Source organism: Acidovorax sp. SRB_14, assembly GCF_012932145.1.
Lineage (GTDB): Bacteria > Pseudomonadota > Gammaproteobacteria > Burkholderiales > Burkholderiaceae_C > Simplicispira.
The window spans coordinates 152401-167390 of record NZ_MWOK01000002.1 but is presented as its reverse complement, the minus strand read 5'-3'; the positions used below and the strand labels follow the sequence as shown (position 1 = coordinate 167390).

Here is a 14990-nt window from a genome sequence, read left to right as displayed (position 1 = left end):
GGTTTTTTGCGCAGCCAATGTGACGGGATGTTGACCTGGCGCATGCCGAGTTCATTGGTGTTGGCAACTGGTCCCTTGATTCTTGTCATTAAATGTCTCAGGGGTTACCCTAAGACCACTTCAAGGACTTAGAAAGTTGCAAATGGCATTGTCTCGACGCAATCTACTCGGCGCTGCTGGCGCGGTCGGCACGGCAGGTCTGGCTGCCAGCCTGTTTCCGGTGGGGCCTTTTGCCCGGGCTTTTGCGCAAACGCCTGCGACCTCGGCGCCTGGCATTGCCTACGCCACCTGGACGGGCACAGTGGCGCATGCCACCCATTACGGCCCCTTCATCGCATCGGTGAAAAATGGCCGACTGGAAAAAGTGACCCCCACGCGCGCCGACGCCCGCCCGACCGAGATGCTGACCTTGGGGGTGCTGGGCCGCACCTATGACAAGACCCGGATCAAGGCACCGATGGTGCGCAAGTCCTACCTGGACGGACTGCAGGGCAACCGCAAGCCCGAGCTGCGCGGCAAGGAAGAGTTCGTCGAGGTGAGTTGGGACGTCGCACTGGGCCTGACCGCCAAGGCCATTCTCGACACCATCGAAAAACACGGCAACGAGGGCGTGTTCAGCAGCTCGTATGGCGGCTGGTCGCATGCCGGCATTTTTCGCCCCAACGTGCTGCAGGGCCGATTTTTCAACCTGCTGGGCGGCTGCTCGGTCACCACGGGCGATTATTCGGGGGGTGCGGCGCAAATCATCATGCCGTATGTGATCGGCGACATGGAGGTGTATTCGGCCCAGACCGCCTGGGAGCAGGTGCGCGACAACACCGAAGTGTTTGTGTTCATCGGCTGCGACCCGAACAAGAACAACCGCATTGAATACACCGTGGCCGACCATGAGATGTACGACCACTGGGACGCGATCAAGAAGGCGGGGGTGAAATTTGTGTCGATCAACCCGCAGGTCACCACCACCGACGAGAAAATGGGTTCGGAGTGGGTCAAGATCGTTCCCAACACCGACACCGCACTGTTCCTGGCGATGGGCTACCACGTCTACACGACAGGCAAGCACAAGCAGGCGTTCATCGACAAATACACGGTGGGCTTTGACCGCTTCCTGGCGTACCTGCTGGGCAAGGACGCCGATGGCACGCCAGCGAAGACGCCCGAGTGGGCCGCCGCGATCACCGGCATTCCCGCCGCCAAGATCCGCGAACTGGCCGACCTGTTTTCCAGCAAGCGCACGCAGTTCGCGGGCTCCTGGGCCATCCAGCGCGCGCACCACGGTGAAATGCCGTACTGGGCCATCGTCAACTTCGCCTGCATGGTCGGCAACATCGGCCTGCCTGGTCAGGGCGTGGGCTTCAGCTGGCACTACGGCGGCGGCGGCATGCCGCAGTCGGGTGGCACGGGCCCGCGCGGCATGTCGCAGGGCCGCAACCCGGTCAAGAAAATCTGCCCTGCCTCCCGCATCAGCGAGATGCTGAACAACCCCGGCAAATCGTTCACCTACAACGGCACGACCTACCAGTATCCCGACCATGTCGGAATGATCTACAACGCCGGCAACAACCTGCTGTCGCACCAGCAGGACATCAACGAGCTGATCCGTGCCTTCAAGACGGTGGACACGATCGTGGTGCAAGACTGCTGGTGGACGGCTTCGACGCGCTGGGCTGACATCGTGCTGCCGGCGACCACCACACTCGAGCGCAACGACATCTCTTCGGGCGGCACCTATGGCATCGACAAGATCTTTGCCATGAAGCAGGTGATTGCGCCGGTGGGCGATGCGCTCGACGACTTTGAAATCTTCCGCCGCCTGTCGGCGCTGTGCGGCGTCGAATACGCCTTCACCGAAGGCCTCACCTCGCTCGATTACGTCAAACTGGCCTACGAGGGCAGCTCGGCCGCGGCGCAACTGCCGTGGGAGAAGTTCTGGGAGGCCGGCGTGGCCGAGATCAAGGTGCCCGAGGAGGCGCGCAAGTGGGTGCGCCACGGCGATTTCCGCACCGACCCGGTGAAGAACCCGCTGCACACCCCCACCGGCAAGATCGAGATGTATTCCGCCACCATCGACAAGCTCCAGCTCGACGATTGCCCGCCCATGCCCAAGTTCCTCGAACCTGCCGAGTACCTGGGCAACGCGAAAAAGGGCGAGCTGCATGTGGTGAGCCCGCACCCCTTCTACCGCCTGCACTCGCAAATGGCCAACGCCGAGCCGCTGCGCAAGCTGTATGCGGTGCAGGGGCGCGAGCCGCTGGTCGTGAACACGCAGGATGCCCGCGAGCGCGGCATCAAGAATGGTGACCTGGTCGAGCTCTACAACGACCGCGGCTCCATCGTCGTCGGGGCCGTGCTGTCCGACAAGATCATGCCCGGCGTGGTCAGCATCTACGAAGGCGGCTGGCCGCAACTCGACAGCAAGGGGCGCTGCAACAACGGCCTGGTCAACTTCCTGACCAGCAGCCGGCGTGCCAGCGCGCTGAGCCAGGCCACCACGGCAGACACCTGCCTGGCCAAGCTGCGCAAGTGCAAGGACCCGGAAAGCCCGACGCGCGCCTTCGAGCCTTCCAAGTCGGTCAAGCGGACGGTCCAATTCGACGAGAAGTTCTATGGCCTGGACCGCGCGGTGGCGCTCAAGGAAAAGTCGATGGCGTCGCTGAGCCCGGGCGAGAAGATCTTCTACCAGCGCTGCACGGTCTGCCATGGCCCGCGCGACCCTGGCCAGTTCAACGGCACGCAGTGGCTGGGCATCACGCAAAGCATGTTCCCGCGGGCCGGCCTGGACGACGGCGAGCGCAAGCTGGTGCTGGAGTTCCTGCTCAAGAACGCCAAGCCCTGACCCCGGCCCTTGGCCCCCTGCGCAGCCCCGCGATGCCGGCCACGGCCTCGCGGGGATTTTTAGCTTTGTGGGCACTGCGGGCCGAGAGGGACATGGGCGGCCGCGCCGTGCGCTAGACTCAAATGCGACAAAACAGCAGCGTCACACCGACTCCATGACTCAAAAATACTTTGGCACCGACGGCATTCGGGGCACCGTCGGCCAGGCGCCCATCACCCCCGATTTTGTGCTGCGCCTGGCGCATGCCGTCGGCCGCGTACTGAAGCGGACCGAAGAGCGCCCCACGGTGCTGATCGGCAAGGACACGCGCATTTCGGGCTACATGCTGGAGAGCGCGCTCGAATCCGGCTTCAACTCCGCCGGCGTCGATGTGGTGCTGCTCGGACCCTTGCCCACACCCGGCGTGGCCTACCTCACCCGCGCCCAGCGCGCGAGCCTCGGGGTGGTGATCTCTGCCAGCCACAATGCCTTTCCCGACAATGGCATCAAGTTTTTCAGCGCCCAGGGCACCAAGCTGCCCGACGCCTGGGAGCTGGCGGTCGAGGCCGCGCTGGACGAGCCCCCGGTGTGGGCCGATTCGGCTTCGCTGGGCAAGACGCGCCGGCTCGACGATGCCGCAGGCCGCTACATCGAGTTCTGCAAGAGCACCTTTTCCCACGACCTCACGCTGCGCGGCCTCAAGGTCGTGGTGGACGCGGCCCATGGCGCGGCCTACCAGATTGCGCCCATGGTGTTCCATGAGCTGGGCGCCGAGGTCATTGCCATCGGCTGCACCCCCGATGGCGTCAACATCAACGACGGCGTGGGCGCCACGCACCCGGCCGCGCTGGTGCAGGCGGTGCGTGCGCACCGCGCCGACTTCGGCATCGCCCTCGACGGCGATGCCGACCGGCTGCAGATGGTTGACGCGGATGGCCGCCTGTACAACGGCGATGAGTTGCTGTTCCTGATGGTGTGCGAGCGCATGGGGCGCGATGAGCATGTGCCCGGGGTGGTGGGCACGCTGATGACCAACATGGCGGTGGAGCTGGCCCTGCAGGCGCGCGGCGTGAAGTTCGTGCGCGCCAAGGTCGGCGACCGCTACGTGCTCGAAGCGCTGGCCCAGCACCACTGGATGTTGGGCGGAGAGGGCTCGGGCCACTTGCTGGTGCTCGACAAGCACACTACCGGTGATGGCCTGGTCAGCGCCTTGCAGGTGCTGCAGACCTGCGTGCGCACGGGCCAGAGCCTGGCACAGGCGCTGGCCGATCTGGTGCTGTTCCCGCAGGTGCTGTTGAACGTGCGCCTGCCGCCGGACCAGGACTGGAAATGCAATGCCCTGCTGGCCGAAGAAACCCGGGCCGTCGAGGCCGAGCTAGGCCGCTCAGGCCGCATTCTCATCCGCGCCAGTGGCACCGAGCCGCTGCTGCGCGTGATGGTGGAGGCGCGCGACGCAGCCCAGGCCAGCGCCTGCGCAGAGCGGCTGGCCGACGCCGCCCGGCGCGGTTGATTGCCATCATATTGATAGCTATCAACGATTTATCCATAAGCGTTTGAGGCCCATTTGACTTGGATTCTGCCGGCGCAGCGGTGGATGCGCGGGCGCGCATGGCGGGCCTGGCATCCTCACCCTGGTCAAGGGTTCAAAGCGTCGGCTGTGCGGGTTTGCACCGGCGCGCGTGTAAACCCCGATGCAAGTAACAGAGTGCTTTCGTTAAGGTGCGACTCCAGGGCTGCCGCGCACCGCGGCGGCTTTTTGTGACATTTCACACATCGGAGACCGCCATGAAAATCAGCGAATTCAAGTGGGCAGCAATCACCTTGGCAGCGGCCAGCACGCTGCTTGCCTTGCCCGCCCATGCGGGCAAAACGCTCGACGGCATCAAGTCGCGCGGGCAGGTGGTCTGTGGCGTCCACACGGGTTTGGCGGGTTTTTCGGCGGCCGACTCCACGGGCAAATGGTCGGGGCTGGACGTGGACATCTGCCGCGCGACGGCCGCGGCGGTGCTTGGAGATGCAGAGAAGGTGAAATACGTGCCGCTGACGGCGCAGCAGCGCTTCACGGCGCTGCAATCGGGCGAGATCGATGTGCTCTCGCGCAACACGACCTTCACGCTCACGCGCGATGCATCGCTGGGCCTGAACCAGACGGTCGTCACGTACTACGACGGCCAGGGCTTCATCGTGCCAGTCAAGAGTGGCATCAAGAGCGCCAAGCAGTTCAAGAACCAGACGGTGTGCGTGCAGTCCGGCACCACCACCGAAAAGAACCTGACCGACTACTCCAAGGCCCACAGCCTCAACATCAAGACCGTGGTGTTCGAGAAGGAGGAGGCCGCCGTGGCGGCCTATTTCTCGGGCCGATGCATCTCGTACACCACCGACGCCTCGGGCCTGGCGTCGATCCGCAACAAGCAGGCCGCCACCCCGGCGGACCACACCATCCTGCCCGACCTGATCTCCAAGGAGCCCCTGGGACCGATGGTGCGCCGCGGGGACGATGAGTGGTTCGCCATCGTCAAGTGGGTGATCTACGGCCTGATCGAGTCCGAGGAATACGGCATCACCCAGGCCAATGTGGAGCAGATGAAAACCACCAGCAAGGACCCGGTGGTGTTGCGCATCCTGGGCGTGACGGAAGACATGGGCAAGCTCCTTGGCCTGGGCAAGGACTGGATGGCCAACGCACTCAAGGCGACGGGCAACTACGGCGAGATCTTCGAGCGCAATGTCGGGCCCAAATCGGCCCTGGGCTTGCCGCGCGGCCTCAACAACCAGTGGAACAACGGCGGCCTGATGTACGCCGATCCCGTGCGCTGAGCGCGCATACAGCGGGCCTTGGCCAGCCGGTGTGCGCCGGCGCAGCCCAGGCCACGGAGGGTGCTGCAGGCTCTGCAGCGCTGTTGCTCTCAACGAGATCTGGTGCCCATGTTTCCAACTGCCCCGCCCAAAAAGCGCACATGGTCCTGGCGCAGCCAAGCCTTCCGGGGCGCGGTGTACCAGCTTCTGGCCGTAGTGCTGATCGGCCTTGGAATCTGGTTTTTGGCGCACAACACCCTGCTCAACATGCGGGTGCGGGGCATCCAGAGCGGTTTTGACTTCCTGAGCCAGCCTGCGGGGTTCTCCATCGGCGAGAGCCTGTACCCGTTCGACTCCGCCGAGTCGTATTGGCGCGCCTTCGGCGTGGGCATCACCAACACCTTGCGCGTGGCCGTGGTGGGCATCGTCCTGGCCACGCTGCTGGGCACGCTCATCGGCGTCGGGCGGTTTTCCCGCAACGCCTTGGTGCGCGGGCTGTGCACCGCCTATGTAGAGTGCTTTCGCAACATTCCGGTGCTGCTGCAGTTGCTGATGTGGTACCTGCTGCTCACCGAAATTCTGCCTTCCACGGTCGACGCCTGGAAGCTCGGACCGTTCTTCCTGAGCAAGGGCGGATTCAACTTTCCGATTCCTGTCTGGTCTGCCGGGCATGGCTGGGCGGCGGGCGGGCTGGTGGGGGGCGTCGTGCTGGCCTCGGGGTACAGGCGCTGGGCCCTGCGGCGCTTCGAGGCCACGGGCCAGCCGCCCAGCCTGTGGCTTGCGCCTGTGGCCATCGTGCTGCTGGCGACGCTGCTGGGATGGTGGCTGGGCGGGGCGCCGGCGGCATTCGACGTGCCGTTCAAGGGCGATTTTTCGATCGAAAACGGTGGTGCCGTCACCCCCGAATTCACAGCCGTGCTGCTCGGCCTGACGGTCTACACCACGGCCTTCATTGCCGAGGTGGTGCGTGCCGGCATCATGTCGGTGCCGGGCGGGCAGGGGGAGGCGGCTGCTGCGCTGGGCCTGAGCCGGGGGCAGGAGGTGCGCCTGGTCACGCTGCCGCAGGCGCTGCGCGTGATCATCCCGCCGCTCACCAACCAGTACCTCAACCTGACCAAGAATTCCTCGCTCGCCGTGGCCATCGGCTACCCCGACGTGGTGTCGATCGCCAACACCGCCATGAACCAGACGGGCCGGGCGGTGGAGTGCATCACCATCGTCATGGCGGTGTATCTGAGCACTTCGCTGCTCACCTCGCTGCTGATGGGCTGGTACAACGCGCGCGCCGCCATCCGGGAGCGCTGAACCATGGCCGCCCAAACCTTTGTCCCGATTCCACCGCGTCCAGCCCCCATCAAAACGGAGGGAGCGCTGGCCTGGGTGCGCACCAATCTGCTGGGAGACTGGCAGACCTCACTGGCCACCGTGCTGGTCGGTGGCCTGCTGCTGTGGTATGTGCCGCAAGTCTTGTACTGGGCGCTGGTCAAGGCGGTCTGGCTGCCCCAGGTCGAGGCCTGCCGCGCACCGGGTGCGGGCGCCTGCTGGGGCGTGATCGCCGAAAAATACCGCCTGATCCTCTTTGGCCGCTATCCGTACGAAGAGCAATGGCGTCCTCTGGTGGCCACGCTGCTGGTGATGGCGCTGCTGGTGGCCAGCTGCACACGCGCGTTCTGGCGGCCCTGGCTGCCGGTGCTGTGGGTGCTGGTGCTGGCGGTGTTTTTTGCCTTGATGCATGGCAGCGTGGCCGGGTTGTCGCGTGTCGAGACCGACCGCTGGGGGGGGCTGCCGCTGACCATCCTGCTGTCCACGCTGTCGATTGCGCTGGCGTTTCCGATCGCGCTGCTCGTGGCGTTGGGGCGGGTGTCGTCCTTGCCTGCCATTCGCAGCGCCTGCACCATTTACGTCGAACTGGTGCGCGGTGTGCCGCTGATCTCGGTGCTGTTCATGGCCTCGTTCATGTTTCCACTGTTCATGCCGCAAGGGCTCACGGTCAATGTTCTGGTGCGCGTGCTGGTGGGCATCACGCTGTTTGCCGCGGCCTATCTGGCCGAGGTGATTCGCGGCGGGCTGCAGGCCATTCCAAAGGGCCAGGTGGAGGCCGCGGCCACGCTGGGGCTGTCGTACTGGCAGACCCAGCGCAAGGTCGTGCTGCCGCAGGCGCTGGCGCTGGTGGTGCCGGGCATCATGAACAGCTTCATCTCCATTTTCAAGGACACGTCGCTGGTGGCCATCGTGAGCCTGTACGAGTTGACCGGCGCGCTGGACCTGGCGCTGAACTCCGACGCGAACTGGCGGCCTTTCAAGATCGAAGGCTACCTGTTCATTGCGCTGATCTATTTCATTTTCTGCTTCTCCATGTCGCGCTACAGCCGCTGGGTGGAAAAGCAGGCCAACAAGGGCCGGCAACGCTGAGCCCCGCCACCAATGCCCATGCCTGAATCCATCATCACCTTCGACAAAGTCAACAAGTGGTACGGCAACAGCTTCCATGTGTTGCGCGATATCGACCTAGATGTGGCGCGCGGCGAACGCATCGTCGTCTGCGGGCCATCGGGCTCGGGCAAGTCCACGCTGATCCGTTGCATCAACCGCCTCGAAGAGCATCAGCAGGGCCGGCTGGTGGTCGATGGCGTGGAGCTGAGCGACGACGTGCGTGCCATTGACGATGTGCGCAAAAAGGTCGGCATGGTGTTCCAGCAGTTCAACCTGTTTCCGCACCTCACCGTGCTGGAAAACCTCACGCTCTCGCCCATGTGGGTGGGCAAGCTGCCCAAGAAGGAGGCCGAGGCGCGCGCCATGCAGCAATTGGAGCGTGTGCGCATCGCCGAGCAGGCCGCAAAGTACCCGCTGCAGCTGTCGGGCGGGCAGCAGCAGCGCGTGGCCATTGCGCGCGCGCTGTGCCTGACCCCCAAAATCATGCTGTTCGATGAGCCCACCTCGGCGCTGGACCCGGAAATGATCAAGGAAGTGCTCGACGTGATGATCGAGCTGGCCAACCAAGGCATCACCATGATTTGCGTCACGCACGAAATGGGCTTTGCCAAGGCCGTGGCCGACCGGGTGATCTTCATGGACCAGGGGCAGATCGTCGAGCAGAACACGCCCGAGGCATTTTTCAACCACCCCGAAAACGAACGCAGCCGCGACTTCCTGTCCAAGATCCTGGGGCACTGAACGCCTATCCCGGCTGGGGACCTGCGCGCAGGCTAGCGGCGCAGCCTCTCCAGCAGCTGGGCGGCAGGCAGGGGGCGGCCGTGGTAATAGCCTTGTGCTTCGGTGCAGCCTTGCTCGCGCAGGAAACTCAGCTGCTCGTGTGTCTCGACGCCTTCTGCGGTCGTCTGCATGCCCAGGGCCTGCGCCATGCGGATGATGGCGCTGACGATGGCGCGGTCGTTGTTGTCCTCGCCCAAATCGCGCACGAACGACTGATCGATCTTGAGCTTGTAGATCGGGAAGCGCTTGAGTTGGCTCAGCGAGGAATAGCCGGTGCCGAAGTCGTCCATGGACATGCGCACGCCACGCGCGTGCAGGCGGTCCATGGTGTCGATGGCGGCGCGCGGGTCGTCCACGGCCACGCCCTCGGTCAGCTCCAGCTCCAGCGAGTCGGCGGGCAGTCCGGTTTCTTCCAGGATGCGCGTGATGAGCTCGGGCAGCTGGGGCTGGCGGAACTGCACCGCAGAGAGGTTGACCGCCATGGTCTTGAGCTCGACGCCTTGCCCGCGCCAGGCCTGCAATTGCGCCAGCGCCGTGCGCAGCACCCACTCGCCAATCGGGAGAATCTGGCCGCAATCTTCGGCGATCGGAATGAACTCGGACGGCGCGATGGGCCCCAACTCGGGATGGTGCCAGCGCAGGAGCGCTTCGACGCCCGTGATAACACCCGAGTCCAGGCAAATCTGCGGTTGGTAGACCAGCGTGAACTGTCCGCGCTCCAGGGCGCGGCGCAGCGCATTCTCCAGCTGCAGCGCACGCACCGACAGCGCGCGCATCTGCGGCGTGAAAAAACTGTAGGTGTTGCGCCCGTCGAGTTTGGCGCGGTACATGGCCACGTCGGCGCACTGGCTCAGCGTGTCGAAGTCCGCGCCATCATCAGGAAACAGTGCGATGCCCATCGAAGGCGCCATCGTCAGTTCGTGGTGGTCGATTTGGTAGGGCAGGCGCGAGGCCTGCAGCAGCTTGTCGGCGACGCGCGCCGCGCCCCGGGCATTGGCGCCGGGCAACAGCAGGATGAACTCATCGCCCCCGAGCCGGCACACCGTGTCCTTGTCGCGCACGACCGAGCGCAGGCGCTTGGCAATGGCCACGAGCAGCGCGTCGCCCACACGGTGGCCCAGCGAGTCGTTCACATGCTTGAAGTGGTCCAGGTCCAGAAAGATGACCGCCAGCGGGGTCTGGCTCTGCTGCGCCGCGTGGATGGCATGCTGGCTGCGCTCGGCCAGCAGCGCGCGGTTGGGCAGTCCGGTCAGGGCGTCGTAATGGGCCAGCCAATAGATGCGCTCCTGGTCCTGGCGGCGGTCGTTGATTTCGCGGTGCAGGTTGTCGACCGTTTCACTGAGCTGGCGGGTGCGCTCCAGCACCAGTTGCTCAAGTTCCTCGTGGACACGCGCCAATGCGGCCTGTGAGCGCTGGCGCTCGGTGATATCCATGGTGATCCACACCGTGCCGCGTTGCGGGTGCGCGGGGTCCACGGCCTTGCTGCGCACCTCGCACACCACGATCGAGCCGTCCTTTTTGCGCAGCGTGAGTTCGCCCTCGAACGACAGCCCCTGCGACAGCGGGCCATAGCAGCGCTGCCCGACATGCTCCCACTCGGCGTCGCTGGTGTACCAGCGGCGCGAGAGGCTGCCCAGCAGTTCGCCCGGGCTGTAGCCAAGCATTTGCTCGAAATGCTGGTTGCAGCGCGTCAGGCGGCGCTCGCGCAGAAATACGATGCCGACCATGGCGTTGTCGAACAGTGCCTGCTTTTCCCACAGGGCTGCGTCCAGCAGGGCCTGGGCGCTGCGCTGGTCATCGATGTCGTCGATGATCCAGATGGAGCCCTCGGATGTGTCCTGCGGGTTGATGAGGCTGCCCGTGAGCCGTGCCCAGAACAGCGCGCCGTCGCGCCGGCGCATGGTGCGCTCGGTGCGGTAGGTTTGTCCGCCCGACAGCACCGGGTAGGCCGCGCGACCCAGCTCCTGGAACGCGGCGCGGTGGGGGTGGAAGCCTTCGCTGTTGTAGCCGACGAGCTCATTCTGCGAGCGGTAGCCAAAAATCTCTGCGTAACGCGGATTGCAGCGGACCACCCGGCGCTTGCGGATGAAAACGATACCGGCGCCCGCGCTGTCGAGCAGCACTTGCTGCTCGCGCAGCGCGCGTTGCAAGGGGGCGTCGACAGGGTCGATAACTTCCGAAAAAACGGGTGCGTCGTGCAAAAAGGACATGTCGCCGCTGGCGGTCGCAAGTGGGCTGGAAAGTGTACGAAAGTGTATCAGCGCAGGGGGATTTTGGGCTAGGCGCATGCAATTGTTACGCAGGCATGGCCCGGGTTTTTCGCCTTGTGTTGGAGCCGCTGGGTGCCGCACCGAAGTGTTATGGGTGTCATGAATTTGCCGCGCAACGGACATGGGCGCGTCATGACCGTCTTTCAGACTGTTGCTCGAGAGGCCGGGCGTGGTGCCGGGCTGTGGGTCACACGGCGGATGCCGCAGCAGGCGTCCGGCAGAACAGGAGAACCTGATGGACGATTTACCCCACCCCGCCGGGCCGTTGCCTTTGGCACCTGCCGTGCGGGAGGCGCTTCATCCGCTGCCCAGAGTGGCGGGCGTGCCGGCGCCCGCCGAGGGCCGCACGGAATATGCGGTGGCTTGGGCGCGGCACCAGGACGAAGTGCGCGAGGCCCAGCGCCTGAGGTTCGATGTCTTTGCCACCGAGATGGGCGCGCGCTTGAGCAGCCCCGAGCCGGGCCACGACATCGATCTGTTTGACGACTTTTGCGAGCACCTGCTGGTGCGCGATGCGCGCAGCCAGCAGGTGATAGGCACCTACCGCGTGTTGACGCCAGCCCAGGCGCGCCGTGTGGGTTGCACCTACAGCGACACCGAGTTCGACCTGACCCGCCTGCGGGGCCTGCGCGATCGCATGGTGGAACTGGGGCGCAGCTGCGTGCACCCCGGGCACCGGCAAGGCGGCGTGATCTTGGCGCTGTGGGGGGCGCTGGCGGACTTCATGGTGCGCAACCGGCTCGACACGATGATGGGGTGCGCCAGCATTCCCATGCTGCACCAGGGGGTGGTGAGTGGCCATGCCGCAGCCAGCATCTGGGAGCAGCTGCGCCAGACCCATCTGGCGCCGATCGAGCACCAGGTGCTGCCGCGCCTGGCGCTGCCGGTGGAGCGGCTCGATGGCTCGCTGCGCATCGAGCCCCCCGCGCTCCTGAAGGGCTACCTGCGCCTGGGCGCCCGGGTGCTGGGTGCGCCCGCGTGGGACCCCGACTTCAACACGGCGGACCTGCCGATGATGATGCGCATTGCCGACCTGGCGCCGCGCTACCGCAAGCATTTCCTGGGCGCTCAGTGATTGGGGGCGGCGGTCCGCCGCGGCGCACCGCGCCCGCAGGGGTGTCATATGTCATGTCATGAAGTTGTCATATCTGCTTTTGATACTTCCAGCTTGTCAGTGTCCTGGAATGTGTCCATGCCCGTCGATTGCGCCCAAAGAACCGAACCGCCGTTTTCCACCGGCGATGCGCCATCCACACCGGACGCCGTGCCTGCTGGAACGCCAGAGGCAGAGCCAGAATGGGCCGAGCCGGTGAGCGAGGGGGCGGAAGATCGCCCTGCGGCTGCGTTGCTGGACCGGGACCACAGCATTCTGGCGTTCAACGAGCGCGTGTTCGACTGGGCCGTGCGGCCCGATGTGCCCCTGTTGGAGCGCCTGCGCTACCTGTGCATCGTGTCGTCCAACCTGGACGAGTTTTTCGAGGTGCGCGCAGCCCCGCATGTGGCAGCGGCCCGCAACGGCGACACCAAGGGGGCGTGCACTGCGGTCTCGTTCGAAGCCATCTCCGCCCAGGCGCACGCCCTGGTAACCCGCCAGTACGCGCTCTACAACGACGTGCTGGTGCCGGCGTTCGAGGCGCAGGGCATCCGCATCGTTTCGCAGGGCGCGCGCAGCGCGGCGCAGCGCCGCTGGGTGCGGGGCTATTTCCACCGCGAAGTGCGCCCTCTGCTGGTGCCCGTGGGGCTCGATCCGGCGCACCCGTTTCCGCAGGTGGCCAACAAGACGCTGAACTTCATCGTGCGCCTCAAGGGCAGCGACGCCTTTGGGCGTGAGAACGAGATTGCCATCGTGCGCGTGCCGCGTGTCTTGCCGCGCCTGATCCGCATGCCCGCCGGCGTGGCGCCCCGAGGGGCGCAGTTCGTCAGCCTGTCGAGTGTGGTGCGCGCACACCTGGCGGAGTTGTTTCCTGGCCGGCAGGTCACGGAGTTTTCGCAGTTCCGCGTCACACGCCACTCCGATCTGGCGGTGGACGAAGAGGATGTGCGCAGCCTGCGCACCGTGCTGCGCCAAGGCCTGCAGCAGCGCAACTATGGCGAGGCCGTGCGGCTGGAGGTCTCGTCCGGCTGTTCCCGGTTTTTGTCGGACTTCCTGCTGCAGCAGTTCGGTTTGCCGGCCGGCGCGCTGTACCGCGTGCACGGGCCGGTCAACCTCGTGCGCCTGGCGCAGCTGGTCGACTTGGTGCAGGCACCCGAGCTGCTGTTTGCGCCCTGGCAGGCGGCCGCGCCGCGCCGCATGCTGGCCGGCGAATCCATCATGGCCGAGATGCGCCGGCGCGACGTGCTGATCCACCAGCCGTTCGAGAGCTTCGACGGCGTGCTGGCATTCTTGCGCGAAGCGGTCAACGATCCGCAGGTGGTGGCCATCAAGCAGACCATCTATCGCACAGGGTCCGACCCGCAGATGATGGAACTGCTGCGGGAAGCGGTGCGCCGAGGGAAAGAGGTCATGGCCGTGGTCGAGCTCAAGGCGCGCTTCGACGAAGAGGCCAACATCAACTGGGCCGAGGCGCTCGAGTCCGTGGGTGCGCAGGTGGTCTATGGCGTCGTCGGCCTCAAGACCCACGCCAAGATGCTGCTGGCCACGCGCCGCGAAGGCCGGCACCTGCGCCGCTACGGCCACCTGTCCACCGGCAACTACAACCCGAGCACGGCGCGCCTGTACACCGATCTGAGCTACTTCACGGCCGACGAGGACACCACGGCCGACATGGACAGCGTGTTCAACCACCTGGCCAGCCAGAACCGCCTGCCGCGCATGCGCCGCCTGCTGGTGGCGCCGTTCCACCTGCACCGGCGCACGCTCGAAAAAATCGAGCAGGTCGGCCTGGCCGCCAGCCGGGGGCAGGGCGGGCGCATCGTGGCGAAGATGAATGCGCTCACCGACGAGGCGCTGGTGCATGCGCTGCTGCTGGCCGGCCAGCGCGGCGCGCAGATCGACCTGATCGTGCGCGGCGCCTGCATCCTGCCGGCGCAGGTGCCGGGGCTGAGCGACAACATCCGCGTGCGCTCCATCATTGGCCGCTTCCTGGAACACTCGCGCGTGTTCTATTACCGCTGCGGGGAAGACGAAGAGCTCTACCTCTCCAGCGCCGACTGGATGAACCGCAACATGCTGCGCCGCGTCGAGATTGCCTGGCCCGTGACCGACCCGCAACTGCGCCAGCGCATCATTGACGAGTGCCTGGTGGCCTACCTCTGCGATGACCGCGATGCCTGGAGTCTGCAGGCCGATGGCCGGTATGAGCGCGTCCACGGGCCAGACGGGGGCACGGGGGCGCAGGACGCCCTGATGCAACGCTACGGCCCCGTGTCGCGCTCCACCGCGCAGGCGGATTGAGGGGGCCCGCATGATGGACCTGATCCTGTGGCGCCACGCCGAAGCGCAGGATGCGCCCGAGGGCATGGACGACCTGCAACGCACCTTGACCGCGCGCGGTGAAAAGCAGGCCGCCCGCATGGCGGCATGGCTGGACCGCCAACTCCCCAACGGCCTGCGCGTGCTGTGCAGCCCGGCGCGTCGCACCGAGCAGACCGCCCAGGCCCTGGGCCGCAAATACAAGCTGCGCGCCGAGTTGCTGCCCGGCGCAAGCCCCGCGGAGTTGCTGGAGCTCGCGCAGTGGCCGCGTGCGCGCGGCGCGGTGCTCGTGGTGGGGCACCAGCCGGTGCTCGGGCAGACGATTGCGCAGCTGCTGGGTCAGACGTCCGGCGAGTGCGCGGTGCGCAAGGGCTCGGTGTGGTGGCTGCGCCAGCGCCAGCGGATGGACCAGCTCGAAACCGTGGTGCTGGCCGTGCAGTCGGCCGACTTCCTGTAACCACGTTCCAACGCCGCCCGC

Annotated in this window: 10 protein-coding genes; 9 read left to right on the top strand and 1 reads right to left on the bottom strand. The window is 65.8% G+C overall.

Annotated features, from left to right (window positions below; genetic code table 11):
• The first annotated feature begins 142 nt into the window (after positions 1-142).
• From B2J86_RS02705 to B2J86_RS02680, 6 genes are all read left to right on the top strand, one after another.
• On the top strand, positions 143-2839 hold the full coding sequence (locus tag B2J86_RS02705) for a molybdopterin-dependent oxidoreductase (RefSeq protein ID WP_173024665.1): 2697 nt from the start codon (positions 143-145) through the stop codon (positions 2837-2839).
• Positions 2840-2993: 154 nt separating this feature from the next.
• Positions 2994-4328 (top strand): phosphoglucosamine mutase, encoded by a 1335-nt coding sequence (gene glmM / locus B2J86_RS02700; protein WP_173024664.1) that lies wholly within the window; start codon positions 2994-2996, stop codon positions 4326-4328.
• A 275-nt stretch (positions 4329-4603) separates the two neighbouring features.
• Complete coding sequence (locus B2J86_RS02695; protein ID WP_169167203.1) at positions 4604-5638, top strand: amino acid ABC transporter substrate-binding protein; 1035 nt, start codon at positions 4604-4606, stop codon at positions 5636-5638.
• Positions 5639-5746: 108 nt separating this feature from the next.
• The gene (locus B2J86_RS02690) at positions 5747-6922 is read left to right on the top strand and encodes an amino acid ABC transporter permease (RefSeq protein ID WP_169633227.1); all 1176 of its coding nucleotides are present in this window, start codon (positions 5747-5749) and stop codon (positions 6920-6922) included.
• Positions 6923-6925: 3 nt separating this feature from the next.
• On the top strand, positions 6926-8029 hold the full coding sequence (locus B2J86_RS02685; protein WP_169633155.1) for an amino acid ABC transporter permease: 1104 nt from the start codon (positions 6926-6928) through the stop codon (positions 8027-8029).
• Between the two features lie 18 nt (positions 8030-8047).
• A complete protein-coding gene (locus B2J86_RS02680; protein WP_169633156.1) occupies positions 8048-8791 on the top strand; it encodes an amino acid ABC transporter ATP-binding protein in 744 nt (247 codons plus the stop codon).
• Positions 8792-8823: 32 nt separating this feature from the next.
• On the opposite strand, the gene B2J86_RS02675 is transcribed toward B2J86_RS02680, so the two are convergent.
• Entirely contained in the window at positions 8824-11040 is a 2217-nt protein-coding gene (locus tag B2J86_RS02675) for a bifunctional diguanylate cyclase/phosphodiesterase (RefSeq protein WP_173024662.1), read from the bottom strand.
• A 295-nt stretch (positions 11041-11335) separates the two neighbouring features.
• Between B2J86_RS02675 and B2J86_RS02670 the strand changes: the two genes are divergently transcribed.
• From B2J86_RS02670 to B2J86_RS02660, 3 genes are all read left to right on the top strand, one after another.
• Positions 11336-12175, top strand: a complete 840-nt coding sequence (locus B2J86_RS02670) for a GNAT family N-acetyltransferase (protein WP_169167198.1) — start codon at positions 11336-11338, stop codon at positions 12173-12175.
• Between the two features lie 117 nt (positions 12176-12292).
• Positions 12293-14494 (top strand): polyphosphate kinase 1, encoded by a 2202-nt coding sequence (gene ppk1 / locus B2J86_RS02665; RefSeq protein WP_173024661.1) that lies wholly within the window; start codon positions 12293-12295, stop codon positions 14492-14494.
• Positions 14495-14504: 10 nt separating this feature from the next.
• The gene (locus B2J86_RS02660; RefSeq protein ID WP_169167196.1) at positions 14505-14969 is read left to right on the top strand and encodes a histidine phosphatase family protein; all 465 of its coding nucleotides are present in this window, start codon (positions 14505-14507) and stop codon (positions 14967-14969) included.
• Positions 14970-14990: the final 21 nt, after the last annotated feature.

Excerpts from the sequence above, each read along its gene's own strand:
- B2J86_RS02705 (WP_173024665.1), top strand. The coding sequence starts at position 143 with ATGGCATTGTCTCGACGCAATCTACTCGGCGCTGCTGGCGCGGTCGGC.
- glmM (WP_173024664.1), top strand. The coding sequence starts at position 2,994 with ATGACTCAAAAATACTTTGGCACCGACGGCATTCGGGGCACCGTCGGC.
- B2J86_RS02695 (WP_169167203.1), top strand. The coding sequence starts at position 4,604 with ATGAAAATCAGCGAATTCAAGTGGGCAGCAATCACCTTGGCAGCGGCC.
- B2J86_RS02690 (WP_169633227.1), top strand. The coding sequence starts at position 5,747 with ATGTTTCCAACTGCCCCGCCCAAAAAGCGCACATGGTCCTGGCGCAGC.
- B2J86_RS02685 (WP_169633155.1), top strand. The coding sequence starts at position 6,926 with ATGGCCGCCCAAACCTTTGTCCCGATTCCACCGCGTCCAGCCCCCATC.
- B2J86_RS02680 (WP_169633156.1), top strand. The coding sequence starts at position 8,048 with ATGCCTGAATCCATCATCACCTTCGACAAAGTCAACAAGTGGTACGGC.
- B2J86_RS02675 (WP_173024662.1), bottom strand. The coding sequence starts at position 11,040 with ATGTCCTTTTTGCACGACGCACCCGTTTTTTCGGAAGTTATCGACCCT.
- B2J86_RS02670 (WP_169167198.1), top strand. The coding sequence starts at position 11,336 with ATGGACGATTTACCCCACCCCGCCGGGCCGTTGCCTTTGGCACCTGCC.
- ppk1 (WP_173024661.1), top strand. The coding sequence starts at position 12,293 with ATGCCCGTCGATTGCGCCCAAAGAACCGAACCGCCGTTTTCCACCGGC.
- B2J86_RS02660 (WP_169167196.1), top strand. The coding sequence starts at position 14,505 with ATGATGGACCTGATCCTGTGGCGCCACGCCGAAGCGCAGGATGCGCCC.